The sequence below is a fragment of the Aureimonas flava genome (assembly GCF_003583935.1).
Lineage (GTDB): Bacteria > Pseudomonadota > Alphaproteobacteria > Rhizobiales > Rhizobiaceae > Aureimonas > Aureimonas flava.
Window position 1 is genome coordinate 526,266 of record NZ_QYRN01000001.1, and the last position, 26,744, is coordinate 553,009.

24 protein-coding genes and 3 tRNA genes are annotated in these 26,744 nt (G+C 69.3%); 12 read left to right on the forward strand and 15 right to left on the reverse strand.

Features of this window, described 5'->3' with window-relative positions:
• The first annotated feature begins 247 nt into the window (after window positions 1-247).
• The 5 genes from D3218_RS02585 (at window position 248) to recJ (ending at window position 6,122) form a co-directional block, all read left to right on the forward strand.
• Window positions 248-550, forward strand: coding sequence for a hypothetical protein (locus tag D3218_RS02585; protein ID WP_136625045.1), 303 nt, complete (start codon window positions 248-250; stop codon window positions 548-550).
• 123 nt (window positions 551-673) lie between these two features.
• Window positions 674-1,888: an LL-diaminopimelate aminotransferase gene (locus D3218_RS02590; RefSeq protein ID WP_119538307.1), complete on the forward strand. Its 1,215-nt coding sequence runs from the start codon at window positions 674-676 to the stop codon at window positions 1,886-1,888.
• A gap of 49 nt (window positions 1,889-1,937) precedes the next feature.
• Window positions 1,938-3,242 (forward strand): homoserine dehydrogenase, encoded by a 1,305-nt coding sequence (locus tag D3218_RS02595; RefSeq protein ID WP_119538308.1) that lies wholly within the window; start codon window positions 1,938-1,940, stop codon window positions 3,240-3,242.
• Window positions 3,243-3,315: 73 nt separating this feature from the next.
• A complete protein-coding gene (glpX, locus tag D3218_RS02600; protein ID WP_119538490.1) occupies window positions 3,316-4,305 on the forward strand; it encodes a class II fructose-bisphosphatase in 990 nt (329 codons plus the stop codon).
• Between the two features lie 20 nt (window positions 4,306-4,325).
• On the forward strand, window positions 4,326-6,122 hold the full coding sequence (gene recJ, locus D3218_RS02605) for a single-stranded-DNA-specific exonuclease RecJ (protein ID WP_119538309.1): 1,797 nt from the start codon (window positions 4,326-4,328) through the stop codon (window positions 6,120-6,122).
• Window positions 6,123-6,191: 69 nt separating this feature from the next.
• Here the strand turns inward: recJ and D3218_RS02610 are convergent.
• The 3 genes from D3218_RS02610 to D3218_RS02625 all read right to left on the reverse strand — a co-directional run bounded on the left by D3218_RS02610 (window position 6,192) and on the right by D3218_RS02625 (window position 8,108).
• Window positions 6,192-6,266 (reverse strand) — tRNA-Glu (locus tag D3218_RS02610).
• A 128-nt stretch (window positions 6,267-6,394) separates the two neighbouring features.
• The gene (locus D3218_RS19905) at window positions 6,395-7,462 is read right to left on the reverse strand and encodes a YcbK family protein (RefSeq protein WP_245414889.1); all 1,068 of its coding nucleotides are present in this window, start codon (window positions 7,460-7,462) and stop codon (window positions 6,395-6,397) included.
• A gap of 205 nt (window positions 7,463-7,667) precedes the next feature.
• Window positions 7,668-8,108: a VOC family protein gene (locus D3218_RS02625; protein WP_119538310.1), complete on the reverse strand. Its 441-nt coding sequence runs from the start codon at window positions 8,106-8,108 to the stop codon at window positions 7,668-7,670.
• A gap of 328 nt (window positions 8,109-8,436) precedes the next feature.
• On the opposite strand from D3218_RS02625, the gene D3218_RS02630 reads away from it, so the two are divergent.
• From D3218_RS02630 to D3218_RS02655, 6 genes are all read left to right on the forward strand, one after another.
• Window positions 8,437-9,012 carry a cold-shock protein gene (locus tag D3218_RS02630; RefSeq protein WP_119538311.1) on the forward strand — a complete coding sequence of 192 codons (576 nt, stop codon included), beginning with the start codon at window positions 8,437-8,439 and terminating at the stop codon, window positions 9,010-9,012.
• Complete coding sequence (locus D3218_RS02635) at window positions 9,012-9,467, forward strand: DUF192 domain-containing protein (RefSeq protein ID WP_119538312.1); 456 nt, start codon at window positions 9,012-9,014, stop codon at window positions 9,465-9,467. The genes D3218_RS02630 and D3218_RS02635 overlap by 1 nt, the downstream gene beginning before the upstream one ends.
• Window positions 9,468-9,556: 89 nt before the next feature.
• A tRNA-Pro gene (locus tag D3218_RS02640) sits at window positions 9,557-9,633 on the forward strand.
• Between the two features lie 14 nt (window positions 9,634-9,647).
• On the forward strand, window positions 9,648-9,983 hold the full coding sequence (locus D3218_RS02645; RefSeq protein WP_119538313.1) for an ETC complex I subunit: 336 nt from the start codon (window positions 9,648-9,650) through the stop codon (window positions 9,981-9,983).
• 18 nt (window positions 9,984-10,001) lie between these two features.
• A tRNA-Arg gene (locus D3218_RS02650) sits at window positions 10,002-10,077 on the forward strand.
• 127 nt (window positions 10,078-10,204) lie between these two features.
• Complete coding sequence (locus D3218_RS02655) at window positions 10,205-11,242, forward strand: ROK family protein (protein ID WP_168990393.1); 1,038 nt, start codon at window positions 10,205-10,207, stop codon at window positions 11,240-11,242.
• Window positions 11,243-11,264: 22 nt separating this feature from the next.
• Here D3218_RS02655 and D3218_RS02660 read toward each other — a convergent pair whose 3' ends face one another.
• Window positions 11,265-12,395, reverse strand: a complete 1,131-nt coding sequence (locus D3218_RS02660) for an FAD-binding oxidoreductase (RefSeq protein ID WP_119538315.1) — start codon at window positions 12,393-12,395, stop codon at window positions 11,265-11,267.
• Window positions 12,392-13,648, reverse strand: coding sequence for an aromatic ring-hydroxylating oxygenase subunit alpha (locus tag D3218_RS02665; RefSeq protein ID WP_119538316.1), 1,257 nt, complete (start codon window positions 13,646-13,648; stop codon window positions 12,392-12,394). The genes D3218_RS02660 and D3218_RS02665 overlap by 4 nt, the downstream gene beginning before the upstream one ends.
• Window positions 13,649-13,842: 194 nt before the next feature.
• Here D3218_RS02665 and D3218_RS02670 point away from each other — a divergent pair, with 194 nt between their 5' ends.
• Window positions 13,843-14,748 carry a GlxA family transcriptional regulator gene (locus tag D3218_RS02670; protein WP_245414890.1) on the forward strand — a complete coding sequence of 302 codons (906 nt, stop codon included), beginning with the start codon at window positions 13,843-13,845 and terminating at the stop codon, window positions 14,746-14,748.
• A gap of 3 nt (window positions 14,749-14,751) precedes the next feature.
• On the opposite strand, the gene D3218_RS02675 is transcribed toward D3218_RS02670, so the two are convergent.
• From D3218_RS02675 to D3218_RS02720, 10 genes are all read right to left on the reverse strand, one after another.
• Complete coding sequence (locus D3218_RS02675) at window positions 14,752-15,258, reverse strand: prolyl-tRNA synthetase associated domain-containing protein (RefSeq protein ID WP_168990394.1); 507 nt, start codon at window positions 15,256-15,258, stop codon at window positions 14,752-14,754.
• A 121-nt stretch (window positions 15,259-15,379) separates the two neighbouring features.
• Window positions 15,380-16,459 (reverse strand): quaternary amine ABC transporter ATP-binding protein, encoded by a 1,080-nt coding sequence (locus D3218_RS02680; protein ID WP_119538319.1) that lies wholly within the window; start codon window positions 16,457-16,459, stop codon window positions 15,380-15,382.
• A complete protein-coding gene (locus D3218_RS02685; protein ID WP_119538320.1) occupies window positions 16,452-17,339 on the reverse strand; it encodes an ABC transporter permease in 888 nt (295 codons plus the stop codon). The genes D3218_RS02680 and D3218_RS02685 overlap by 8 nt, the downstream gene beginning before the upstream one ends.
• Window positions 17,340-17,458: 119 nt before the next feature.
• Window positions 17,459-18,466: an ABC transporter substrate-binding protein gene (locus D3218_RS02690; protein WP_119538321.1), complete on the reverse strand. Its 1,008-nt coding sequence runs from the start codon at window positions 18,464-18,466 to the stop codon at window positions 17,459-17,461.
• A 452-nt stretch (window positions 18,467-18,918) separates the two neighbouring features.
• Window positions 18,919-20,103 carry a formaldehyde dehydrogenase, glutathione-independent gene (fdhA, locus tag D3218_RS02695; RefSeq protein WP_119538322.1) on the reverse strand — a complete coding sequence of 395 codons (1,185 nt, stop codon included), beginning with the start codon at window positions 20,101-20,103 and terminating at the stop codon, window positions 18,919-18,921.
• Between the two features lie 34 nt (window positions 20,104-20,137).
• Window positions 20,138-21,526: an L-serine ammonia-lyase gene (locus D3218_RS02700; protein ID WP_119538323.1), complete on the reverse strand. Its 1,389-nt coding sequence runs from the start codon at window positions 21,524-21,526 to the stop codon at window positions 20,138-20,140.
• A gap of 84 nt (window positions 21,527-21,610) precedes the next feature.
• Window positions 21,611-22,165 carry a sarcosine oxidase subunit gamma gene (locus D3218_RS02705; protein ID WP_119538324.1) on the reverse strand — a complete coding sequence of 185 codons (555 nt, stop codon included), beginning with the start codon at window positions 22,163-22,165 and terminating at the stop codon, window positions 21,611-21,613.
• Window positions 22,166-22,177: 12 nt separating this feature from the next.
• Complete coding sequence (locus D3218_RS02710; RefSeq protein ID WP_119538325.1) at window positions 22,178-25,171, reverse strand: sarcosine oxidase subunit alpha; 2,994 nt, start codon at window positions 25,169-25,171, stop codon at window positions 22,178-22,180.
• Complete coding sequence (locus D3218_RS02715) at window positions 25,168-25,470, reverse strand: sarcosine oxidase subunit delta (RefSeq protein WP_119538326.1); 303 nt, start codon at window positions 25,468-25,470, stop codon at window positions 25,168-25,170. Before D3218_RS02715 ends, D3218_RS02710 begins: the two co-directional genes overlap by 4 nt.
• Before the next feature lie 11 nt (window positions 25,471-25,481).
• The gene (locus tag D3218_RS02720) at window positions 25,482-26,735 is read right to left on the reverse strand and encodes a sarcosine oxidase subunit beta family protein (RefSeq protein ID WP_119538327.1); all 1,254 of its coding nucleotides are present in this window, start codon (window positions 26,733-26,735) and stop codon (window positions 25,482-25,484) included.
• Window positions 26,736-26,744: the final 9 nt, after the last annotated feature.

Consider the following 26,744-nt stretch of genomic DNA (forward strand, 5'->3'; position numbering starts at 1 on the left):
AGCACAATGTCGCGCCTGCGGCAGCAGCGGGAAGCGTCTTGCGCCGGACTTTCGTCGCCGCGACGCAGCATCGCCGTCGCCGCGCCGCGCCATTCCCAAGCCCCGATCGTTCGGATAAGAAGGGCGCGTTCGGGGGAAGGCCTTCATGACCATGGCGATGCGAGCGGTTCGAATGACGGGGATGTGCGTGTCGCTCGCGCTGCCCCTGTCCGCGTGCCAATCCTTCCTTCCGCGCGACGAAACCCCCGTGACGCCTCCGCCGCTGGCCGCCGCGCCCGGCGTCGGCTCCTCCGGCCAGAAGCTGGACGAGCAGGGCTATCCGGTGATCGGGCGGATGCCGCGCGCCGCGCGCCCGCAGGCGTCCGACGAGACCGTGCAGCAGACGGAGCAGCGCTACGCCCGCGTCGAGGCGCGGGGGGGCGGCAACCCGGACGCCGCCTATCGGCGCGACGTGGCCGAGCTCCAAGCCCTGGCGGCAAGCCAGCAGGCAGAGGCGGACAGGGTGCTCGCACCCGCGCCGGCCGACGCAGCCAGCAGCCGGGCGCAGTAGAGCGCCGCCGACCGCCAAGCGGTCGATGTGCCCGGCTCCAGCGGACGCTCGATGCCCGAGTCCGTTCGGTCGGCGGCTTGTCCCGTCGCCCCATTCCATGCGTCCAGCCGAAGGCTAGTCACCATGAGCGAAGAGTACCACAAGATCCGCCGCTTGCCCCCTTACGTGTTCGAGGAGGTCAACAAGAAGAAGGCGGCCGCCCGCGCCCGCGGCATCGACATCATCGACCTCGGCATGGGCAATCCCGACCTGCCGACGCCGAAGTTCGTGGTGGACAAGCTGTGCGAGGCGATCCGCGACCCGCGCACCCACCGCTATTCGGCGTCCAAGGGCATCGCGGGCCTGCGCCGCGCCCAGGCCGCCTACTACGAGCGCCGCTTCAACGTGAAGCTCAACCCGGACACCCAGGTCGTCGCGACGCTGGGCTCGAAGGAGGGCTTCGCCAACATGGCCCAGGCGATCACCGCGCCGGGCGACGTGGTGCTCTGCCCCAACCCGACCTATCCGATCCACGCCTTCGGCTTCCTGATGACCGGCGGCACGATCCGCTCGATCCCCGCCAAGCCGGACGAGGACTTCCTGCGTGCGATCGATCGGGCGGTGCGCCACTCGATCCCCAAGCCCATCGCGATCATCCTCAACTATCCGTCGAACCCGACGGCCTACGAGGCCGACCTGGACTTCTACGCCGAGGTGGTGAAGTTCGCGCGCGAGAACGAGATCGTCATCCTGTCGGACCTCGCCTATTCGGAGATCTTCTTCGACGGCTCGCCGCCGCCCTCGGTGCTGGAGGTGCCGGGCGCGATGGACGTGGCGGTGGAGTTCACCTCCATGTCCAAGACCTTCTCCATGCCGGGTTGGCGCGTCGGCTTCGCGGTGGGCAACGAGCGGCTGATCTCGGCGCTCGCGCGGGTGAAGTCCTATCTCGACTACGGCGCCTTCACGCCCATCCAGGTCGCGGCCACCGCCGCGCTGAACGCGGGCGATGCCGCGATCGAGGAAGTGCGCGCGGTGTATCGCCATCGGCGCGACGTGCTGGTGGAATCGTTCGGGCGTGCGCATTTCGACGTTCCGCCGCCGTCATCCACCATGTTCGCCTGGGCGCAGATCCCCGAGCGGTTCCGCTACATGGGCTCGCTCGAGTTCTCCAAGCTCCTGATCGAGAAGGCGGACGTCGCCGTCGCGCCCGGCATCGGCTTCGGCGAGTACGGCGACGACTACGTGCGCATCGCCCTGGTGGAGAACGAGCACCGCATCCGGCAGGCGGCCCGCAACATCCGCCGCTTCCTTGCGTCGGGCAACGATCCCGTCCAAAAGGCGGCATCCGCGGACGCGTAGCCCGAACGGCGCGCGCCGCCCCACCGACGATCAAGGTTCAAGGACAGCCATGGATAGCCCGTTGCGGATCGGCCTGGCCGGATTGGGAACGGTCGGCGCTTCGCTCGCCCGCCTCCTTTCGACCCGTGCGCAGACCTATGCTCTGCGTGCCGGGCGGCCGATCGAGGTCGTCGCCGTTTCGGCCCGCGACCGCTCGCGCGATCGCGGTGTCGACATCTCGGCCATGGCCTGGTTCGACGATCCGGTGGAGCTGGCGTCCAAGGCCGAGATCGACCTCTTCGTCGAGCTCGTGGGCGGCGCGGAAGGGGCGGCGCTCGCCAGCGTCAAGGCGGCGCTGAACCGGGGCATTCCCGTCGTCACCGCCAACAAGGCGCTGCTCGCCCACCATGGCGTCGAGCTCGCCAAGCTCGCGCAGCGGAAGGGGGCGACGATCTTCTTCGAGGCCGCCGCCGCGGGCGGCATCCCGATTATCAAGACCATGCGCGAGGCGCTGCGCGGCAACGCCGTGAACCGCGTCTACGGCATCCTCAACGGCACCTGCAACTACATGCTGACGCGCATGGAGGCGGAGGGGATCGCGTTCGAGGACTGCCTGCGGGACGCGCAGCGCCTCGGCTATGCCGAGGCCGACCCGACCTTCGACATCGGCGGCTTCGACGCGGCGCACAAGCTGGCGCTTCTGACCTCGCTGGCCTTCGGCTGCGAGATCGATCTCGACTCGATCTTCATCGAGGGCATCTCTGCGGTCACCAACGCCGACATCGAGGCCGCCGCCGAACTCGGATACCGCATCAAGCTGCTGGCGGTCGCCCAGCGCACGGACAGCGGTATCGAACAACGTGTCCACCCGACCATGATCCCGGCCCATTCGGCGCTGGCGCAGGTGAACGGTGTCACCAACGCGGTGGCGGTCGATACCGACCTTCTCGGCTCGATCCTGCTCGTCGGGCCGGGGGCGGGCGGCGACGCCACGGCTTCGGCGGTCCTGTCCGACGTGATCGACATGGCACGGGACATCCGCCTGCCGACCTTCGCGGTCGAGGCCAAGCAGCTCGTGCCCTACCGCCGTGCCCGCATGCGCGCGCACGAGGGGGGCTACTACATCCGCCTCAGCGTGCTGGATCGCGTGGGCGCCTTCGCCTCCATCGCGCGGCGCATGGCCGAGAACGACATCTCGCTGGAATCGATCGTCCAGCGCAAGCGGAACGACGGCGACGCGAGCGATACCGCGCCCGTGATCCTCATCACGCACGAAACCACCGAGGCGGCTGTCAAAAAGGCGCTGGACGCCGTGTCCAAGGACGGCCACCTGAAGGAGGCTCCGCGCATGATCCGCATCGAGGCGCTGGACTGAACTCGGGGAAAAGCCGCCGATCGGCCGCAGTCCGCTGCGCGCCGTCCCGCGCGGCGAACAGGACGACGGCATGATGGGCAGCGACGTTTCCCGCGAATCCGACCCGCTCGACCGGATCCTCTCGGTCGAGATCGCCCGCGTGACGGAGCGCGCGGCGGTGGCCGCGGCCATGCTGCGCGGGCGCGGCGACGAGCGCGCCGCCGATCAGGCGGCGGTGGACGCGATGCGATCCGAGCTCGACGGCTTGGCCATCGACGGGACGGTGGTCGTCGGCGAGGGCGAGCGCGACGAGGCGCCGATGCTGTTCGTTGGCGAGCGCGTCGGGCGCGGCGGCGCGGACGTCGACCTCGCGCTGGATCCTCTGGAAGGCACCACGATCTGCGCCAAGAGCCTGCCCAACGCGCTGTCGGTCATCGCGGTGGCCGCGCGGGGCACGCTCCTGGTCGTGCCGGACGTCTACATGGAGAAGATCGCGATCGGGCCGGGCTATGCAGACGGCGTCGTCGCCCTCGACCGCAGCCCGCGCGACAATCTCGAATCGCTGGCCGCCGCCAAGGGCGTGCCGGTGGACCGGATCACCGCCTGCATCCTCGACCGGCCGCGCCATGCGCAACTGATCGAGGAGATCCGCGCCACCGGCGCGGCCATCCGGCTGATCGGGGACGGCGACGTGGCGGGGGTGATCCATGCCACCGACCCCGAAGGCACGGGGATCGACATCTACATGGGCATCGGCGGCGCGCCGGAGGGCGTTCTCGCCGCGGCCGCCGTTCGCTGCACCGGCGGCCAGATCCAGGGGCGGCTCAAGCTGAACACGGGCGAGAAGCGCAACCGGGCGGAGAAGCTCGGCCTGCACGACCCGGAGCGCATCTACAGCCTCGCCGACATGGTGCGCGGGGACGTCATCTTCGCGGCCTCCGGCGTGACGGACGGAAACCTGCTCGACGGCGTCCGCTTCTACTCGAACCGGATCGAGACCCATTCGCTGGTCATGGATTCGCGGAACGGTACGCTGCGCGACATGCGTACCCGGCACCTCGGTTCCGACGTCTTCGGGCGCTGACGGACCGGAAGCGTTCCCTGATGACGGATTCCCGCCGGACCTTCCTCGGCGTCGATCGCTCGGTCGGCGGGCGGCGCTGGGTCCACGCGCTCGACCCGCGCGCCGAGGCGGCGGCGGCGCGCATGGCACAGCTTTCGGGCCTGCCGGACATCGTGAGCCGCGTCATGGCGGCGCGCGGCGTCGCGCCGGAAGCGGCCGAGGCTTTCCTGGCGCCGACCATCCGCGACCTGATGCCCGACCCGTCGACGCTCACCGACATGGACGCCGCCGCCGCCCGCCTCGCCGACGCGATCGAGCGGCGCGAGACGGCCGCCGTGTTCGGCGACTACGACGTCGACGGCGCGGCATCGGCGGCGTTGATGCACCGCTACTTCGCCCATTTCGGCCTGCGCTGCGAGATTCGCATCCCGGACCGCATCACCGAAGGCTACGGGCCGAACGCGGCGGCGCTGAAGGATCTCGCGGACCGGGGCGCCACGCTGATCGTCACCGTCGACTGCGGGTCCACCAGCCGGGACGCCCTCGTCGCCGCCGCGGAGCAGGGCACCGACATCGTCGTGCTCGACCACCATCAGGTCGGCGCGGACCTTCCGCCCGCGGTCGCCCTGGTCAATCCCAACCGCCAGGACGACCTTTCCGCCCAGGGCCATCTTTGCGCCGCCGGCGTCGTGTTCCTTACCCTGGTGGCCGTCTCGCGCGAGTTGCGCCGACGTGGGCACGCGACCTCCTCGCTCCCCGATCTCCTGAACGACCTCGACCTCGTGGCGCTGGCGACCGTCTGCGACGTGGTGCCGCTCGTCGGCTTCAACCGCGCGTTGGTCGTCCGGGGGCTCGAGATCCTGCGCGCGCGCCGAAACCCGGGTCTGCGGGCCCTGGCCGAGACGGCGCGGCTCCAAGGGCCGGTGGAGGCGTTCCATCTCGGCTTCCTTCTCGGGCCGCGCATCAACGCCGGCGGGCGCATCGGCGACGCGGCGCTCGGCAGCCGGCTGCTGACGCTGCGCAGCGAGAGCGAGGCGAAGGAGATCGCGGAGGAACTCGAACTCCTGAACGCCGAACGGCAGGCGATGGAGCGCGAGATGCTGGCTGAGGCGGAGGCCGAGATCCGGGCCGAGATCGGCGAGGGCGACGGGCCGCCGATCCTTGTGGCCGGTCGATCCACCTGGCATCCGGGCATCGTCGGGCTGATCGCCGCGCGGCTCAAGGAACGGTTCGGGCGCCCGGCCTTCGCCATAGCCTTCGACGCGGCGGGGCGCGGAACGGGCTCGGGCCGCTCCATCGCCGGCTTCGACATCGGGCGCTTCGTTCGCGATGCCGTCGCCGACGGCACGCTCCTGCGCGGCGGCGGCCACGCCATGGCCGCCGGGCTCACGATCGAGCGCGACAGTCTCGCCGACTTCCGCCTGCGCGCCGAAACGAGGGCGCGCAGCGTGGTGGACACGCTGCGCGCCGCCGACAGCCTGGCGCTGGACGGCGCGATCGGCGCGCGCGGACTGACGGTCGACATGGTCCGCACGATCGAGCGGGCGGGGCCCTTCGGCTCTGGCCACCCGGCGCCGGTTTTCGCGCTGCCGCGTCATCGCCTCGTGTCGTCGGCTCCGGTCGGCTCGGGCGGGCACGTGCGCGCGACGCTTCGCGGCGCCGACGGCGCCACCGCCCCGGCCATCGCCTTCCGCGCCGCCGGAACGCCGATCGGAGACGTGCTTCTCGGGCGCCGCGGCGAGGATGTCCACGTCGCGGGAAGCGTCTCGATCGACCGTTACCAGGGCAGCGAGAAGGTGACCTTCCGCATCGTCGACGTGGCGCTTCCCGCCATCTGAACCCGACGTGCACAGACCAGCGGCGCGAACGGTGCCGGCAAACAGATCGATATTTCAGTCGAGGAAGAGTGGTACGCCCGAGGGGAATCGAACCCCTCTCTCCACCGTGAAAGGGTGGCGTCCTAACCGATAGACGACGGGCGCGGACGAGTGGGTCTATACGGCGAGTCGCCCGGTGGCGCAACCCGGAAACGATGCGCGCCGGGCGCTTTTGCGCCGAGGCGAAGCCCCGACGGACCGGGGCGGCGACAGGGCGGCGCCGTGCGTCGCGGTCAGGTGGACGAGCGGCGGCGGCAAGGCCAGTTCCAGTCGCGCATCTTGCCCACGTCGATGTGGATCGCCGCCGTGTGGCAATAGGTGCCGACGCCGCCGCGTCCGGGCAGTGCGCGCACGAAGCGGGCGACCTCCTGGCCGTTGACGCCGGGCACATGCAGGTCGGCCGCCTTGCAGGCCATGTGCATCGACGCCTTGGCGCCGTTGACCCGGCGGTTGTGCGACGGCGAGCGGAAGCCGGACGTGATCACCACCTTCTGTTTGAAGCGGCGCTCGATCTGGCCGATCAGGTTCATCAGGTTGGAATCGAAGCAGTTGGTGACCACGTCCTCGCGCTGGATCAGAAGGCCGCTCGGCGCGAGGCGCGCGATGCCGGAAAGCGAGGCGAGCTGGTAGCTGCTGCCGATGTCGTCGATCAGCTCCGAATCGACCGAGGCGCGCTGGCCGATCTCGAACAGCGACTTCGGATCGACGCCGGGCAGGGCGTTGGCCGCCCCGTCGTCCTGGGTGTCGTTGCGCTGATGGACGACGACCCGGCCGCTCTTGCCGGCTTCGGCATTGCGAAGCGGCGTCTTGGCCTGCGCCTGGTTGTAGAGCGAGGCATAGAGCGAGTGATCCGCCTCGACGTTCTTCTTCGGCTCCGCGAAGGCGGCGACCGAAGGGCTCGAAGTCCGCGTCAGAAAGGTTCCGGCCTTGATGCCGCCGTCGGCTTCCTGCGCGGCCGCGACCTCGGCATCGCCGGCGGGCTCGGCCGCCGCGACCTTCGCCGCCAGGGAGGGAGAGACCCGCGCCGCGACCGCGGCATCCGTCCTCGCGGAGGGAGATGCCTCCGCCACGGCCGTGGCCTCGGCCCCGTCATCGCTCGCCGACTCGGCGGAGGCCGCCGCGTCCTGCCCGATCGCCTCTTCGATCGACGTTGGCTCCGGCGCCTGGGCGAAGCCGAAGGCGCTGGTCTCGTCGACGGCCGAGACGCAGCCGCCGAGGAGAGGAGACAGAGACACCACGGTCGCGGTCAGGAGCGCCTTGCGTGACACGGCGCGACGGAAGGAGATGTTTCGTTCGGTCAATCGGTCGTCCACCCTCTCGACGACGGGGCTTGTCGCCCGTCGTCCAAGCCATGACCGACGCCCAACATCGGACTGTCGGCAGACTGCCGCCTCGATCGCGTTCGCTTCCCCAAGCGCGGGCCCGAAGGCCCGACCGCGAAAAGTGACTAGTTCGTTACCACTGTGTCGTTTCCGAGGCCAGTGTTGCCTCGACTCCTCGTGGCGATCACCAGGAACCGGTGTTGGGCATGGACGACCAAGGCTCGGCGGGCGCCTTCGCATCGCCGCGCTGCAGAAGCTCGAACGAGATGTCGTCGGGCGACTTCACGAAGGCCATGCGCCCGTCGCGCGGCGGACGGTTGATGGTCACGCCCTGGTCCATCAGCCGTTGGCAGGTCTCGTAGATGTCGTCCACCTCGTAGGCCAGGTGGCCGAAGTTGCGTCCGCCGGAATAGGCTTCCGGGTCCCAGTTGTAGGTGAGTTCCAGAAGCGGCGCCGCCTGCGAGCGGCCGGTGGCTTCGTCGTCTCGCGCCGCCAGGAAGATCAGGGTGAAGCGACCGCCCTGGCTCTCGCTCCGACGTACCTCCACCATGCCCATCTTGTTGCAGTAGAAGTCGAGGGAACGGTCGATGTCCGTGATCCGGACCATCGTGTGTAGATATCGCATGGGGCAGGGCTCCGAACGTCGTTCCGAGGCGACTTAGGGGCGGCCACCGCTCTGCCAATACGTCGCGCATTCGATCCCGTTCTAGGCGCGCGGCTTTTTGCGAAGCTTGCGACATCGCGCCGAGCGGGAAGTTTTTTGCGCGGAACGCGAAAATCGACTGCCGCGAGGATTCCCAAATTCACCTTTCAAACTATTCTGAAACCTCGGGTGATCGTTTGACGAATGGCATCGGATCGCGAATGCTGACGTGTCCTGCATGGAAAGAAGAACGGTCGGTGCCAAACCGTTTCCATGGCGGGCAGCGGCGGCCGACGAGGCGTTACGTTCGATGACAGCGCGTGCTCCCACTATATCCTCGCACGAAGCGGACAGCGCCTCGCAGGCGCTCGATCTCGAGACGATATCGGGTCGAATCAAGTGGTTCGACGTCGCGAAGGGGTTCGGCTTCATCGTGCCGGAGGAGGGGGGCGACGACGTCCTCCTGCATGTGACGTGCCTCCGTCGCGACGGGTTCTCCACCGCCCTCGAAGGGGCCACGGTGGTCTGCGAGGTGCAGCGGGGCGAACGCGGCCTCCAGGCGTTCCGCGTGCTCAGCATGGACACGTCCACCGCCGTCGCGCCGAACCCGGCCGCGTCCGGGCGCACACACGTCCAGGTCGTTCCGACGAGCGAGCTCGAGCGCGCCTCGGTCAAATGGTTTAACCGCAGCAAGGGCTACGGGTTCATCTCCCGCGGCGAGGATACGGAGGACATCTTCGTGCACATGGAAACGCTGCGCCGGTTCGGAATGGCCGAGCTGCGTCCGGGGCAGGAGGTGCTCGTGCGATTCGGCCAGGGCGAGAAGGGGCTGATGGCGGCGGAAATCCATCCCACGACGGGCCCCATCCGGCCGGGAACGCACTGATGGCGACCCTGGCGATACGTCGGGCCCGATCCTTCGCCGCCGCAGCGGCGATCGCCTTGTCGATGGCGACCGCCGCGCTGGCCGACACGGCGACGCTCGTCACCGCGTCCGGATCGCATCCGATCGAGGTCGAGGTCGCGGCCACGCCGAAGGAGCGGGAGGTCGGCCTGATGAACCGGGAGACGCTCGCGGAAGGGGCAGGCATGCTGTTCGACTTCCGGGAAAGCCGCCCGGTCAGCATGTGGATGAAGAACACGCTGATTCCGCTCGACATGCTGTTCGTGGACAAGAGCGGCACGATCGTTCGCATCGCCCGCAACGCCCGGCCCCATTCGCTGGAGACCATCCCGTCGGGCAAGCCGGTCCGCTACGTCCTGGAGATCAACGGCGGTGCCGCCGCAGGCTACGGGGCGAAGACCGGAGACCGGCTGGAGCATCCGCTCATCAAGCCTTGAAACCAAGCGTTGGCGATGTCGCGCGGGCCACGTTGCGCCGCCCGTGGCCATGGTCTAGAAGCCCAGTGTTTCGGATGGTTCCGGTTCGTCGGAGCGTAGCGCAGTCTGGTAGCGCATCTGGTTTGGGACCAGAGGGTCGCAGGTTCGAATCCTGCCGCTCCGACCATCCCGGGAACACCGATGGAAACCGAATCCGGAGACGGCGCGAACATGGTGGCCCGCATCTATCGTCCGGCCCGCACGGCTATGCAGTCGGGCAAGGGCAACACCCGCGAATGGCTCTTCCTCTACGAGGCGGAGGATCCCAAGACCGTGGAGCCTCTGATGGGCTACACGTCGTCGCGGGACATGCGCTCCCAGATCCGGCTCTCGTTCGAGACCAAGGAACTGGCGATCGAGTATGCCGAGCGCAACGGCATCCCCTATCGCGTCGAGGAGCAGCACATCGCCGGTCGGCCGAAGGTGTCCTATTCCGACAATTTCCGTTACGATCGCGCCCAGCCCTGGACGCACTGACCGCGTCCGAGCGGCCCGGGCCCCGTAGCTCAGTGGATAGAGCACCGGCCTTCTAAGCCGATGGTCGCAGGTTCGAATCCTGCCGGGGTCGCCAGCCTTCCGTCGCCTCCTATCCCGTGCGGGCACCGCTGCTCGCGAAAAGTTGCCGGAACCGCTTGTTCTCCTTCCGCCTTGGTCCGTAGACGGCTGAGGATCGAGGGAAGCGAATGGAAGCGGCGGGGATGGAACGGGAGGTTCGGCACGGCGACGGGCGGCTTCCCCAGGTCGAGGTGCGCAGCTACAGCCTGCCTCTCAAGGTAGGCAATGAATTCCTTGGCGATCTCGCCAGCGGTTCCGAGTTCCGCAAGGTCTTGCGGCACGAGCGGCACCGCGTGGACTGCCGCGGCGAGCCGCCCTTCGGAGACGACCGGACGCACGAGATCGAAGGCGACGACCTCGACGAGGCGCTGCGGGAGCAAGCGTCCACCACCGAAGGCCAGGTCGTCGAGAAGGCGGTGGACACCTTCTCTCGGCGCTTCGCCGGCGTCTTGCTCCGCTTCCTCGACACCTCCGAATGGCGTGGCACGCAGCGGATCGTCTGCGGCGGCGGGCTGATGGAAGGCGGGGTCGGGGCGGAACTCATCCGGCGCACCCGGCGGCATCTGCGCGAGGAAGGTCCGGCGGTGGATCTCCGGCGGTTGCACCACGCACCGGACGAGGCGGGTATGATCGGCTGGGCCTTCGCGGCACGCCCCGAGACGCTGGGCAAGGGCGACGCCTTCGTTGCCGTGGATATCGGCGGAACCAACCTTCGCTGGGGTATCGTGCGGATCGACCGCGCCGCGCCGGCGACGGAGGCCTTCACCGTGATCCGCCACGACAAGTGGTGCCATGCCGACGACGCGGTGGACCGCGAGACGGTCGTGGACAGGATGGCCGAGGGCATCCGCGACATGATCGAGGCGGCGGAGCGCGCCGCGTTGCGGCTCTGTCCGCTCGTCGGCCTATCCTGCCCGGGCGTCGTGTGCCCGGACGGCCGTCTGGCGAGCGGTGGCCAGAACCTTCCCGGCGACTGGAGCGACGGCGCCTTCTCGTTGCCGCGCGAAGTCGCCGAACGGATCGGCACCATCGCCGGGCAACCACCGAGGGTCCTCGTCCACAACGACGCGGTGATTCAGGCTCTGAGCGAGCTGCCGCACCTGCGCGACGTCGATCGCTGGGCCGCCGTGACGCTCGGCACCGGCCTCGGCAACTGCAGCTTCGACAACCGCGCGCGGTAAGGTGCGTCGCGCGCGTGCGCCCTTAGCGTTCGATCACCAGGTCGCTCGTCGGTCGGGAGCAGCAGAGAAGCACCATGCCGGCGTCGATCTCCCGCTGCCGGATGCCGCCCTGGTGGGACATCTCGACGGTGCCGGACACCTTCTTCGACTTGCACGTACCGCAGAGACCCTGCGAGCACGACGAGGGTAGGCGCATGCCGGCCCGCTTCGCCGCCTCCAGCACCGTCGTGGTCGCAGGAACCTGGATGCTCCGGCGGGTCTTGGTGAATTCCACGGTGTAGGTCTTCACCGCGGCTTCGGCATCGCCCTCGAGCTGCGCCTCCGCCTCCGCCGCCTCGGCCTGCTCCGCGGCAGGAAGCGCGCCGAAGTCGAAGCTCTCGTCGTGGTACCGCGCCATGTCGAACCCGGCCGCGCGAAGCATGTCGCGGACCGCGGCCATGTAGGCGGCCGGACCGCAGACGAAGACTTCTCGCTCCATGAAGTCCGGGGCCACGAGGTCGAGGATCGCGCGGCTCAGCCGGCCCCGCAGGCCGTTCCAAGGTGCGAGCGGCGTCGTGCCTTCCGCGATCGGGACGAAGCGGAAGGCGGGGTTCACCCGCGCCATCGCCTCCAGCTCCTCGCGGAACACGATGTCGGCCGCCGTGCGGGCGGAATGCGCGAACACGACATCCTCCTGCTGGCCGAGGTCCTGGAAGGTCCGCGCCATCGACATCAGCGGCGTGATGCCGCTGCCGCCCGATAGGAACAGGTACTTGCGGCCGGTTCGCGAGCCGCAGGTGAACTCGCCCATCGGGCCGACCGCGCGCACCCGCATGCCGGGCCGCATGGTGTCGTGCAGCCAGTTGGAGACCGCGCCGCCGGGCACCCGTTTCACCGTGAGGCAGAGCCGGTCCGGCCGCGTGGGCGCCGACGAGATCGTGTAGCAGCGGTAGATCACCTCGCCGCCGATCTCGAACGCGTAGGTCATGAACTGCCCGGGCTGGAAGCGGAAGCGCCCCGGCGCCGCCGGTTTCAGCACGAAGGTCTTCACGTCGTGCGTTTCCTGCCAGACGGCCTGGCAGATTAGCGTGTCGTCCGCCTCGCCGTTCCAGACGCCGTCGGCCAGCTCGACGGCCGCTTCGCTCGGGCCGTGCCCGTTCTGCGCCGAGGTCATTTGGCGAGGTGATCCGCCATGCGGTCGATGTACCAGCGTATGAACTTCTCCACGAGCATCTCGGTGTTGGGCGAGTAGGGGCCCGGCTCGTAGGCCGGGCTCATGGCGCCCTGCTGGCACATCTCGACCAGGGTCGCGTCCTGCGCGTTGGTGGCGGTCCAGACCTCGATCAGCCGGTCGACCTCGTAGTCGACGCCTTCGACGGCGTCCTTGCTGACCAGCCACTTGGTGCGCACCAGGGTGCGTCCCGCGTCCAGCGGCAGCACGGAGAAGGTGACGATGTGGTCGCCCAGGAAATGGTGCCAGGAGTTGGGCTGGGTCCAGAACGACAGGCCGCCCAGCTTCGCCGTGCTGAAGCGGCCCAGCGGAACGCGGCAGGCGGCGCGGGTGTCCATCGTGTGGCTCTCGCCGTCGCCGTCCAGCGGCAGCCGCTCCGTGCGAAAGCCGCTCACCCGCGTGTCGAGTTCGTCGATCTCGCGCGAGGGCAGGCCCATGCTCTCCCACTCGGCGTGGCTGGTCTGGCGCAGCGCGTCGTAGCGCTGGGCGTTCTCGAGGTCGAGCGCGTCCATCTCCTCCGGCGCGAAGCCGAAGCCGTAGGCGAAGAGGGGAACCGTCAGCTCGGGGTGGTTGGCCTCGCAGTGGTAGCATTCCCGGTTGTTCTCGAGCGTGAGCTTCCAGTTGCCCATCTCGATCAGGTCGCTCTGGTAGGCGATCTTGGTCCCGCGAACGTTGTGCGGAGCGATGTAGGGCGCCATGCGCGCGGCGAGCTGGTCGAAGTCCTCCGGCGGCTCGTCGGCGAGGCAGACGAAGAGCAGGCCCTCCAGCGAACGCAGGTGTACCGGCTTGAGCCCCTTGCAGGAGGCGTCGAACCCGACCCCCATGTGCGGCGCGTGCACCAGGCGCCCGTCCAGACCGTAGGTCCAGGAATGGTAGCGGCAGACGAGGTTGCCGACCGTGGTCTTCTCCTCGTCGATCAGCCGGGCGCCGCGATGGCGGCAGACGTTGAAGAAGGCGCGAACCTCCTCGTCGTCGTCGCGCACGAGCAGGATCGACGCCTTGCCGATGTCGACCGTCGCGACGTCTCCGGGCTCCGGCACGTCCGGCTCGACGCCCACGAAGATCCAGTGGCGATAGAAGATCGCCTCCATGTCCGCGTCGAAGACATCGGCCGAGGTGTAGAACGGCGCGTCGAGGCTGTGGCCCGGCTTGCGCCCGCGCACCAGCGATTCCAGGGAGTTCAGCGTGTTGAGCATGACCGATCGCCACTTTCGGCTGCGAGGCGCGGAGAGCCTCTTCGACTTGGAAGGATTCTCGGTTTCCACGGTCCTGTCTTGAAGCCGTACGACAGCTATTTTAGATTTTGCGACAATGTCGCGGTGCGGGTGTCGTGGTGAAGAACGGTTCGGGGTCTCAACTGTTCGGTTTCATGCTGACCGAGCGCTTCTCGATGATCGCATTCACCGCCGCGCTGGAGCCGCTGCGCCTGGCCAACCGGGCGGCGGGCGCCCCCCTTTACGACTGGCGGCTGTTCTCGGCGGACGGTGCGGGCGCCGAGGCCTCCAACGGCGTGCGCGTGTGCGCCGACGGGGCGTTCCGCGATGCGCCGGGCCTCGACGCCGTGGTGGTCTGCGCCGGGGTGGACGTGCATCTCGTGGACCACCACGATCTCCTGTCGGCCCTGCGCCGCCTGTGCAAGTCGGGCACGGCCGTCGGCGCGGTGTGCACCGGCGCCTACGTCCTCGCGCGCGCCGGCCTGCTCGACGGATACCGCTGCACCATCCACTGGGAGAATCGTCCCGGCCTGACCGCCGGCTTCCCGGACCTCGAAGTCGGCGACGAGCTGTTCGAGATCGACCGCGACCGGTTCACCTGCGCCGGCGGCGTCGCGGCGGCCGACATGATGCTGTCGCTGATCCGCAAGGACCACGGCGAGGCACTGGCGCGCGCCGTCGCCGAACAGCTCATCCACCAGCGGATCCGCGAGCCGGGGGAGCGGCAGCGGCCGGACCTCGGCAAGCGGCCCGGCACGGCGCATCCGAAGCTCCAGCGCGTCCTGGAGATGATGGAGGCCTCGATCGGGCGGCCGCTCAGCATCGAGGAGTTCGCCGGCAGCGTCGCCCTGTCGCCGCGCCAGTTGGAGCGCCTGTTCATCGAGCATCTCGGCGTCCCGCCCAACCGGCACTACGTCAACATCCGGCTGGAGCACGCCCGCCACCTGCTGCGCCAGACGCGCATGTCGGTGCTCGACGTGGCGATGACGAGCGGCTTCAACTCCGCGTCCTACTTCTCGCAGAGCTACCTCGAACGGTTCGGGCACAGCCCGAGGGCCGAGCGCAAGGCCACGCCGGCCTGAGGGTTACGGCGCGTCGAGCGCGTCGAAATCGACGATGGCGGGCCGGTGCCCCGTCGCCTCCACCACGGCCAGCAGCTCGGTGCTCACCAGCGACAGGGTGGCCGTGTTGGTCAATGGATGCACCGTGATGCGCGGCGCGGCCAGCATGTCCTTCGCCAAGACCAGCGTCACGGCGCCGGCCTTGTCGTTCACGAGCGCAAGCGGGCTCACCGAGCCCTGCACCACGTCGAGCGCCGCAAGGAGCGTCTCCGCGCTGGCGAAGGAGAATTTCTTGGCCCCCAGATGCGCGGCGAGCGCCTTGAGGTCGAGGCGGCGATCGCTGGGAACGCAGACCAGCCACAGCCCGCCCTTCGCGCCCTTGAGGAGGAGGTTTTTCGTGTGGACGCCCTCGAGCGTCTCCCAGTAGGGCAGGGCCTCCTCCACCGTATGGACCGGGGGATGCTCGATCGAGACGGGCTCGATGCCGAGGCGGGCGAATAGGGCGTCGAGTTCGGCACGTGCGTTCGGCATGGGGTCCAGTCGGGGTTTCGGCGCGGGGGCTGGGGAACGGTACCGCGAGCGCGCCGGCGTCATCGCACCGATGCGCGCGCCGGTCCAGCGGCGGGGCCCGGTGCGCCGTGCGCCGCGCCCGTCAGGGCGAGACCATGGCCGAGACGACGTCCGGCAAGGTGAGGCAACCCAGCACCGTGCCGCGTCCGTCGGTGACCAGGATCATGCTCTTGCCGGACCCGAGCAGGGCGGCGACCGCCGTTTCCAGGAGCGTGCTGGCGGGCAGCTCGATCCCGTCCGCGTCCGGGGGAACGGCGCGCGCGCCCGTCAGGGCGCCGAGCTGGATCACCTTCCCGCGGTTCACATGGCGGACGAAATCCATGATGTAGTCGTCGGCGGGCGACAGCACGATCTCCTGACCCGTGCCCTGCTGCACCACCTCGCCGTCGCGCAGGATGGCGATGCGGTCGCCCAGGCGCAGCGCCTCGTCCAGGTCGTGGGTGATGAAGACGATGGTCTTGCGGATCTCCTTCTGGAGGTCGAGCAGGATCGACTGCATGTCCACGCGGATCAGCGGGTCGAGCGCCGAGAAGGCCTCGTCCATCAGTAGGATCGGCGCGTCGTTCACCAGCGCCCGGGCGAGGCCGACGCGCTGCTGCATGCCGCCGGAAAGCTGGTGCGGATAGTGGCCCTCGAAGCCCGCCAGCCCGACGCGGCCCAGCCAGTGCATCGCCGCGTCCACTTGACGGGCGCGGGGCACGCGCTGGAGCTCCAGCCCGTAGACCGCGTTGTCGAGCACCGTGCGGTGGGGCAGGAGGCCGAACTGCTGGAACACCATCGCCGTCTTGTGTCGGCGGAACTCGCGCAGCTCCCGGGGCGACATCCTGCAGACGTCGACGCCCTCCACCAGCACCTCGCCGACGGTCGGGTCGATCAGCCGGTTGATATGGCGGATCAGGGTCGACTTGCCGGACCCCGAAAGCCCCATGATGACCTGGATGCAACCCGCCGGCATCCGGATGTTGATGTCGTTGAGCCCGAGGATGTGCTTGTGCACCTCCATCAGCTCCTGCTTGCCGACGCCCTGGCCGAGCAGCGGCACGATCTTGTCCGGGTTCTTGCCGAACACCTTGGACAGGTTGCGGATCTCGATGCCGTGCCGCGCGGGGGCCTGTTCGTCGCGGGTCGCCGGCGGCGGGAAGGAGGACGCGACGTCAAGCATGTCCGTGCTCCCTGTGGCGTTGCAGGCGCTGCCCGAAGGCCTGGCTGATGCGATCGAAGATGATCGCGATCCCGACGATCGCGAGACCGTTGAGGATGCCCATCGTGAAATACTGGTTGTTGATGGCGCGCAGCACCGGCTGGCCCAGGCCCTGCACGCCGATCATCGAGGCGATCACCACCATGGCGAGCGCCATCATGATGGTCTGGTTGATCCCGGTCATGATGGTCGGCATGGCGAGCGGGAGCTGGACGTTGACGAGCTTCTGCCAAGCCGACGAGCCGAAGGCGTCGGACGCTTCCAGCACCTCCTTGTTCACCAGCCGGATGCCGAGGTCCGTGAGGCGGATGATCGGCGGAATGGCGTAGATCACCACGGCGATCAGCCCCGGCACGCGGCCGATGCCCATCAGCATCACCACGGGAATGAGATAGACGAAGCTCGGCAGCGTCTGCATCACGTCGAGGATCGGGCTGACGATGCGGCGCAGGCGGATGGACCGCGCCATCCCGATGCCGATCGGGATGCCGACGACGAGCGAGATCAGCGTGCAGACGAGGATCATGGAGATCGTCCGCATCGTGTCGTCCCACATGTCGAACAGGCCGATCAGCAGGAGGGTGACGACGGAGCCGACGACGATCGGCCAGCGGCGGCTCGCGCCCCAGGCAAGGGCCGCCACAACGAGCACGATGACGGGCCAGGGCGTGTTCAGCATCACCCATTCCGCCCAGACCAGGAGGAGGCGCAGCGGCTCGAACAGGGCCTGGATCGGATCGCCCCACGCGCGGGTGAAGGTGCGGAACGCGTCATCGACCGTCGTGCGGATCAGCCGAAGACGATTGTCGTCCATATGCGGAAACGTCCACAGCCAATCCATCCCGCGTACCCTCTCGATCGATGTCGTCGGCGCCTTGTCCTTCCCGCGCGTCCCGTGGCTCGGATGCTATGCCGAAACCGGCGGGCCGCGCGAGTGGGGTCCTGCGAAGTCGGCCCGTGCTAGAGAGCCGCCTCGATCTTGGTGGCCACCTCCGGGGAGACCCACTGGCTCCACACGTCCTTCTTGTTCTCGAGGAAATGGCGGGCGCCGTCGTCGCCGTTGGCCTGGTTGTCGGTCATCCAGGCGAGCAGCTCGTTGACCGTGGCGTTGGACCAGGAGCGGTTGGCGAGATAGGTCATCACCGGCTCGCCCGCCCGGTCCGCGAACTTCGTGGTCACGATGGTCTCGACCTTATCGGCCACCCACTCGTTGAGCTTCGGGTCGGGGCAGTCGGCGTTGGCGTTGCAGCGCTTCCATTCGGCGTCGTCGCGCGGCGCGTCGAAGCCGAGCTTCTTCATCGGGTAGCGGCCGAGGATCGCCGTGGGCGCCCAGTAGTAGCCGAGCCAGCCCTGCTTGTTCTCGTAGGCGCGGGCGATCGAGCCGTCGAGGCCGGCGGCCGAGCCGGTGTCGACCAGCGAGAATCCCTTGTCCGCGCCGTCATAGGCCTTGAAGAGCTGCGTGGTGACCACCGTGCCGCCCCAGCCCTGCGGCCCGTTGAACACGGCGCCCTTGCTCTTGTCCTCCGGGTCGGGGAACAGCTCGGGATGCTTCAGCGCGTCGCCGATGGTCTGGATGTCGGGATGGGCCTCGGCGACGTACTGGGGAATGAACCAGCCCTGTTGCGCGCCGTCCGAAAGCGCGAGGCCGGTGGCGACCAGCGTCTTCTCCGAAAGGCCGCGATTGATGACCTCCGGCACGAGGTCCACCCAGCCTTCCGGCGCGATGTCCGGCTGGCCGCGCTCGGCCATCGAGGTCAGCGTCGGCACGGTGTCGCCGGAAATCACCGAGACGCTGCAGCCGTAGCCGTTCTCGAGGATGAACTTGTCGAGGCTGGCGAGGACTTCGGCGCTCTGCCAGTTCATCGCCGCGATGGTCACGTCGCTGCAGTCGCCGGCGGCGTAGGCCGCAAGGGAGCCGCAGGAGGACATGGCGATCGCTAGGCACGTCGATTTCACGAAACGATTCATCGTCTGCTTCTCCCGCGGCGCCGAAACGAGGACCGCCCGGCGGCGCCGATTGCCGGGTCCTCCAGTTCGAGATCGGTCGGCCGGATCTCGGGGCGGGCCGGACGCCCCCGAGTTGGCGTCGAACCGTCATGCCGAAGCATCTCCTACCGCGCCCGGTGCGTACTCGTCGCGATCCGACCGGGCGGTTTTCCGACAAGCGAACCATCGTTTCATCGCCGGCCGACACGCCTCACCTTAGAAAGTCTATCGGCGCCACAACCGCAAACTAGGATCGATGCGACAACGCCGTTGTCGTTTCGCGACGCATCGGCTTCCTCTCTGACCATCACGGGGTCGGTGCCCAAACTCTGTTCAGGGGTGCGACACATGGGCTCGCAGCCCGCAACGCCGCGAGCGATGTCGGTGACGCCGCGCCGACATCGCCAACGCGGCGTCCCGTTCGATCCCGCCTCTCAGGCGGCCAGCGCGCCGTGCGGATCGAGCACGAACTTCACCGCCGCGCCCTGGTCGAAGGTCTCGTAGCCGCTGGCGGCGTCGTCGAGCGGGATGACGCGGGCGTTGACGATATCGGCGATCGGCAGGCGGTCGTGCAGGATGGCCTGCATGAGCTGGCGGTTGTATCTCAGCACCGGCGTCTGCCCGGTATGGAACGACTGCGCCTTGGCCCAGCCAAGCCCGAACCGGAGCGACAGGCTGCCGTGCCGCGCCGCGTCGTCCACTGCGCCGGGATCCTCGGTGACGTAGAGGCCGGGAATGCCGATCGAGCCCGCCGGCCGGGTGATCGCCATCATCTGGTTCAGGACGATCGCCGGCTGCTCTCCGCCCGAATGGCCGCGCGCCTCGAAGCCCACTGCGTCGATCGCGCAGTCCACCTCGTTCGTGCCCACCACCTCTGCGACCATCTCGCCGAGGTCGTCGTGCTGGGTCAGGTCGATCGGCGCGAAGCCCATCCTGGCCGCGTGGGCGAGGCGGTCCTTGTTGAAGTCGCCGATCATCACCACCGCCGCGCCGAGGATCCGGGCCGAGGCGGCGGCGGCCATGCCCACCGGGCCTGCCCCGGCGACGTAGACCGTGGACCCGACGCCCACCCCGGCCTTCACCGCCCCGTGGAAGCCGGTGGGCAGGATGTCGGAGAGCATGGTCAGGTCGCGGATCTTGCTCATGGCCCGGTCGCGGTCGGGCAGCTTCAGGAGGTTGAAGTCGGCATAGGGCACGGTCACGTAGCGCGCCTGCCCGCCGATCCAGCCGCCCATGTCGACATAACCGTAGGCGCCGCCGGCGCGGGCGGGGTTCACGGTGAGGCAGACGCCCGTGTCCTGCGACTTGCAGCAGCGGCAACGGCCGCAGGCGACGTTGAACGGCACCGATACGATATCGCCGATCTCCAGCATCTCTACGTCGACGCCCTTCTCGATCACCTCGCCGGTGATCTCGTGGCCGAGCACGAGCCCGGGCTCGGCCGTCGTGCGCCCACGCACCATGTGCTGGTCGGAACCGCAGATGTTGGTGGAGATGACCTTGAGGATGACGCCGTGCTCGATGCGGCGGCCGTCCGGCGCCGCAAGCTTGGCATCGTCTATGTCGCGCACCTCGACCTTGCCGGGCTCCAGGTACACCACGCCGCGATTGCTGCTCATTTCGATTTCCTCCCAGTGTTGCTCCGCCGGGCGCTCAGCACTCCGGCAGATTGACCGCCAGCCCTCCCAGACTGGTTTCCTTGAACTTCAGGCTCATCTCCTCGCCGGTCTGGCGCATCGCCTCGATGCAGTTGTCCAGCGGCATGAAGTGCGAGCCGTCGCCGCGCAGGGCGAGCGACGCGGCCGCGACGGCCTTGGTCGCCCCGATCCCGTTGCGCTCGATGCACGGCACCTGGACCAGGCCCGCCACCGGGTCGCAGGTCATGCCGAGGTGATGCTCCAGCGCGATCTCGGCGGCGTTCTCCACCTGCTCGGGCGTGCCGCCGAACACCGCGCAGAGGCCCGCCGCCGCCATCGCGGCGGCCGAGCCGACCTCGCCCTGGCAGCCCGCCTCGGCGCCCGAGATCGAGGCGTTGTGCTTGATCAGGCCGCCGATCGCGGCGGCGGTCAGCAGGAAGTCGGACACCTTGGCCGGGTCCGCGCCGTGGCAGTTGTCGAGGTAGTAGCGCAGGACGGCCGGCACGACGCCGGCCGCCCCGTTGGTCGGCGAGGTGACCACCTGTCCGCCCGCCGCGTTCTCCTCGTTGACGGCCATCGCATAGACGCTGAGCCAGTCCGAAGCGGCATGCGGCTGGCTGGCGTTGCGCATCCTCTCGGCCAGGAGCTGCTGGTGGATCCGCCGGGCCCGGCGCTTGACCCGCAGGCCTCCCGGCAGCTCGCCCTCCAGCGCCAGCCCCCGGTCGATGCATCGGCTCATCACCGACCAGATGTGCCGCAGCCCGGCTTCCACGTCCTCCGCGTCGCGCAGCCGCGCCTCGTTCTCGCGTTTCATCTGCGCGATCGAAAGCCCGCTGCCCCGCGCCATGCGCAGCATGTCGGCGGCGTTGCGAAACGGGAACGGCCACGCGACATCGCCCTCGGCGGGGTCGGCTGCCGGCGCCTCGCGCTCGGCCGCCGTCACCACGAAGCCGCCGCCGATCGAATAGAAGGTCTGCGCCACCAGCTCGGCGCCCTCGGCGTCGCGGGCCGCGAGCACCAGCCCGTTGGCATGGCCGGGCAGGGGCGGGCCGAAGTCGAACACCACGTCGGTCGCCGGATCGAAGGCGAGGGCGGGAAGGCCCTCGGGTCGCAGCACGCGCTCGGTGCGCAGCGCCTCCAACTGGCGCTCCGCCATCGCCATGTCGATCGTGTCGGGCTGCCAGCCGAGAAGGCCGAGGGCCACCGCCCGATCGGTGCCGTGGCCCTTGCCGGTGAAGGCGAGCGAGCCGTGCAGCGTCGCCCGGACGCCGGCGGCCTGCTGCTGGGCGTGGGCCGACTGCCGGAGCTGGGCGAGGAACCGCGCCGCCGCCGTCATCGGCCCCATCGTGTGCGACGAGGAGGGCCCGATACCGATCTTGAAGACGTCGAAGACGCTGAGGAACACGGGTTTCCGCCTCGGCTCAGGGAAGGGCGCCCGGACCGTCCGGCTTCGCGGCGTTCGGCATGGCGACCTCCCTCCTTGCCGGCCTCAGAGGCCCAGTTCGAACTCGCGGCGGATGGCGGCCAGAAGGTGCCAGACGTGATCGGCGAACGAATGCCAGACCTCAATACGGAACCGGTCCTCCGCCTCGCGCAGGAGGATGATCTGCACGCGGTCGATGATGGTCCGGCGCGCGCCGCCGACCGGCATCGCGGCGACGTCGGCGGCGATGCTCGACTGGAGGGCCTTGGCGGCCTCCGGTCCCTCCACCGCGATGCCCACTTCCCGGTGGCCGATGTCGACCAGGCTGTGGACCGTGATGGCGTAGAGGTCGGCGAAGGCCGCCACGATCGCGTCCCCGTCGCCGGTCGGCGCGATCAGATACCATTCGTCCGGCCCGATGCAGGCGGCGATCCGTCCGGAGGCCGCGGCGAACGTCCCGATCGCCGAGGGCAGGGGCGCGCCCCACGCCGCGGCGGCCGCCGCGAGGTCAGCCGGCGCGACGCGCAGGTTGAAGCGGGCGCAGTTCTCGATCGGGCGGATCGAGACGGGGCCGGCGCCGGACAGGTTGCGTCCGACAAGGGGATGACGTTCCTGAAACATCCTCGCGTCTCCTCAGGCGCTCAGTCGCTTGTTGTCCGGGTCGAAGAAGACCGTCCCCGTCACCTGCGCGCGCAGCGTGCGACCCGGCATCGGAATGTGGACGGTCTCGCCCATCCGCCCCTTGCCGCCCTCGACTACCGCGAGCGCGATCGAGCGGCCGAGCGCGACGCTCCAGTAGGAGGAGGTCACGTGGCCGACCATGCGCATGGGGACGGGCTGGTCGGGGTCGAGGACGATTTGCGCGCCCTCCTCGAGGATCGTCGCCGGATCCTCGGTCAGGAGGCCGACGAGCTGCTTGCGATCGGGCTTCACCATGTCCGGCCGGCTCAGCGAACGCTTGCCCACGAAGTCGGGCTTGGCCTTGCCGATGGCCCAGCCGAGGCCGGCGTCGTCGGGCGTCAGCGTGCCGTCCGTGTCCTGGCCGACGATGATGTAGCCCTTCTCGGCGCGCAGCACGTGCATCGTCTCGGTGCCGTAGGGCGTGATGCCGAGCGGCTGTCCCGCCTCCACCAGCTTCTCCCAGACGGCGCGGCCGAACCGGGCCGGCACGTTGACCTCGTAGCCGCGCTCGCCGGTGAAGCTCATGCGGAACAGGCGGGCGGGAACGCCGCAGATCCGCCCCTCGGCCACCGACATGTGGGGGAACCATTCCTCGGACAGATCGATGCCTTCGATCAGCGGCTCCAGAAGGGTGCGCGATGCGGGTCCGTTGACGGCGATCACCGCCCACTGCTCCGTGGTGGAGGTCAGCCAGACCTTGAGTTCGGGGAACTCGGTCTGGAGGTAGTCCTCCATCATGTTCAGGACACGGGCCGCGCCGCCGGTCGTCGTGGTGACGTGGAAGCGGTCGCGGCTCAGGCGTCCGATCACCCCGTCGTCGCGGATGAAGCCGTCCTCGCCCAGCAGCACGCCGTAGCGCGAGCGGCCGGGCTCCAGCTTGCTCCAGGGGTTAGTGTACATCAGGTTCAGGAACTCGGCGGCGTCGGGGCCGACGATCTCGATCTTGCCCAGCGTCGAGGCGTCGAAGATGCCGACCGCCTCGCGCGTCGCCCGGCATTCGCGGGCCACCGCGGCGTGCATGTCCTCGCCCGCCTTCGGGAAGTACCAGGCCCGGCGCCACAGAGCGACCGGCTCGAACACCGCGCCGTGCTCCTCGGCCCAGCCGTCGATCGAGGTCCTGCGCGTGACGTCGAACAGGCGCCCGCGGTTGTAGCCGCAGAACGCCCCGAACGTGGTCGGCGTATAGGGCGGCCGGAAGGTGGTGAGGCCGACGGCGGGGGCGGGACGGCCGACCGCGTCGGCGGCGATGGCGAGGCCGTTGATGTTGGAGATCTTGCCCTGGTCGGTCGCCATGCCGTTGGTGGTGTAGCGCTTGATGTGCTCGATGGACTTGAAGCCCTCGCGAACCGCAAGCCGGATGTCCTTGGCGGTGACGTCGTTCTGGAAATCCACGAAGGCCTTGGCCTTCAACGCGTTCCCGTCGGTCGGGAGCTCGCGGCTGGTGACGCCGGTGAGACGGCGCTCGCCGTCCACGCGATAGGTGCCGGCGCGCGCGGCGAAGCCGGCGTCGGCCGCCGCAGCCGCGCCAGCCGCCGCGCCCGCTCCGAGGGCATTGGCGAGGCCGAACTCGCCGTTGCCGGCGCCCGCGCAGCGGCACGCCTCGCGGTAGGCGGAGGGCAGGAACATCTGACCCTCCTCGCGCCAGGCGAGCTTGCCCTGCGTGTGCGAGAAGAGATGGAGGCTCGGCGTCCACCCGCCGCTCATCAGGAGCGCGTCGCAGGCGATGGTGCGCGCCTGCGCGGCACCGCCGTTCGCGGGCAGGACGCGGACCGAGGAGACGCGCAGGCGCCCCTCGGTCCCGGTCGCCGTCCAGCCCTGCAGAACCTCGATCCCGGCCGCCTCGGCCTCCGAGCGCAGCGCGGCGTCGACGCTGGATCGCACGTCCACGATCGCCGAGACCCTCACGCCGGCTCGCGCGAGGTCGAGCGCGGCGAGCCACGCGCTGTCGTGCGCGGTGACCACCACGACCTCGTCGCCGACCCGGACGCCGTAGCGGTTGAGATAGGTGCGGGCAGCGCCCGCCAGCATCACGCCCGGACGGTCGTTGCCGTCGAACACGAGCGGTCGCTCGATCGAACCCTGCGCCAGAACGACCTGCGTGGCGCGCACCTTCCACATGCGCTCGCGCGGAGCGCCTTCGGGCGCCGAGGGCAGGTGATCCGTCAGGCGCTGGCATAGGCCGACGAAGTTCTGGTGGTAGTAGCCGATCGCGGTGGTGCGGGGCAGGAGCGTGACGTTGGGCATCCCGGCCAGCTCGCCGAGCGCGGTGCGCAGCCAGTCCCAGCCGCTACCGCCGTCGATGCCCGCGTCGGTTTCCGAAAGGAGGGAGCCGCCGAACTCGGCCTGCTCGTCGGCCAGCATCACCGTCGCGCCGGAGCGCCCCGCTTCCAGCGCGGCGGCAAGGCCTGCGGGTCCCGAGCCGACCACCAGCACGTCGCAATGCGCGAAACGGCTGGAATACACGTCCGGGTCGGGCTCGACGGGCGACTTGCCGAGCCCCGCGGCGCCCCGGATCACCGGTTCGTAGACCTTGTTCCAGAAGGCCTTCGGCCACATGAAGGTCTTGTAGTAGAAACCGGCCGAGAACAGCACCGAGAGCGTGTCGTTGATCGCCCCGACGTCCCGCTCCAGCGACGGCCAGTGGTTCTGGCTCCGGGTCTTCAGGCCCTCCGATATCTCCAGCACGGTGGCACGCGTGTTGGGCTCGGTCCGCGCCCCGCCGCGATCGACGCCGAGCAGCGCGTTGGGCTCCTCCGACCCGGCCGAAAGGATGCCGCGCGGCCGGTGGTACTTGAAGGAACGGCCGACCAGGTGCACGCCGTTGGCGAGAAGGGCGGAGGCGACCGTATCGCCCTGGAAGCCCCGGTAGGTCCTGCCGTTGAAGGAGAAGGCGACCGGGCGCCCGTAGTCGACCCGGCCCCGGTTGGCGACGCGGAAGGCGCTCATGCGCGTACGTCCTCGGCGGTCGCCTCGTCCGGCCCCGCGCTTCCGGCCTCGTAGGTCGCGGCGAACTTGTCGGTCACCGTGTCGCGGATCGCGTTGAAGAACCGGCCGCAACCGTGGACATGGCGCCACCGCTCGCGGTGCCGCCCGCGCGGGTTGTCGCGGATGTAGAGAAAGTCGCGCCACGCGTCGTCGGACAGGGCGGACGGGTTCTCCGGGCGGGCGATATGGGCCTGCCCGCCATAGGCGAACTCGACCTCGGGACGCTCGCAGGCGCAGTAGGGGCAGTGGATGAGCAGCATCGGACGATCCGTCAGTGCGCGACGGCGGCCGCGGCCGCCTCGTCGATGAGCCGACCGGTCCTGAACCGGTCCAGCGTGAAGGGTGCGTTGATGCGGTGCGGGGCGTCGTTGGCGATCGTGTGCGCGAAGACGTTGGCCGAGCCGGGCGTCGCCTTGAAGCCGCCGGTTCCCCAGCCGCAGTTGACGTAGAGGCCGGGCACCGGCGTCCTGCCGATGATCGGCGACCTGTCGGGCGTCACGTCGACGATGCCGCCCCATTTGCGCAGCATGCGCATGCGCGTGAAGATCGGGAAGATCTCGCAGATCGCCGCCACGGTATGCTCGATCAGCGGCAGGCCGCCGCGCTGGCTGTAGGAGACGTACTGGTCCGTGCCGGAGCCGATCACCAGCTCGCCCTTGTCGGACTGCGAGATGTAGGCGTGCACCGTGTTCGACATGACGACGCAGGGGAACACCGGCTTCACCGGCTCGGACACCAGCGCCTGCAGCGGGTAGCTCTCCAGCGGGAGGCGCACGCCCGCCGATTCCATCACAACCGACGTGTTGCCGGCGGCCGAGACGCCGACCTTGCGGGCTCGGATGAAGCCGCGCGCCGTCTCGACGCCGCTGACATTGCCGGCCGCGTCGCGGCGGATGGCGGTGACCGGGCAGTTCTGGATGATGTCGACGCCCCGCGCCGCCGCGCCGCGCGCATAGCCCCAGGCCACCGCGTCGTGCCGCGCGACGCCGCCGCGGCGCTGCAGCGCGGCCCCCATCACCGGGTAGCGGGCGTTGGGGGAGATATCGAGCGGCGGGCAGAACGCCTTGGCCTCCTCGGGCGTCATCCATTCGTTGTCGATGCCGTTGAGGCGGTTGGAATGGACGTGGCGGCGGAAGCTCTGCACGTCGTGGACGTTGTGCGCGAGCATCATCACGCCGCGCTGCGAGAACATGACGTTGTAGTTCAGCTCCTGGGACAGGTTCTCCCAGAGCTTCATCGCGTGCTCGTAGAGCATCGCGCTTTCGTCGTAGAGGTAGTTCGAGCGGATGATCGTGGTGTTGCGGCCCGTGTTGCCGCCGCCGAGCCAGCCCTTCTCGATCACCGCCACGTTGGTGATGCCGTGCTCCTTGGCCAAGTAGTAGGCGGCGCCCAGCCCGTGCCCGCCGGCGCCGACGATGATGACGTCGTATTCCGCCTTGGGCTCCGCGTCGGGCCACTGCGGCTCCCAGTTCTTGTGTCCCGTCAGCGCGTTGGCCACGAGGGACGGAAAGGAGAAACGGGTCATCGCGCACCT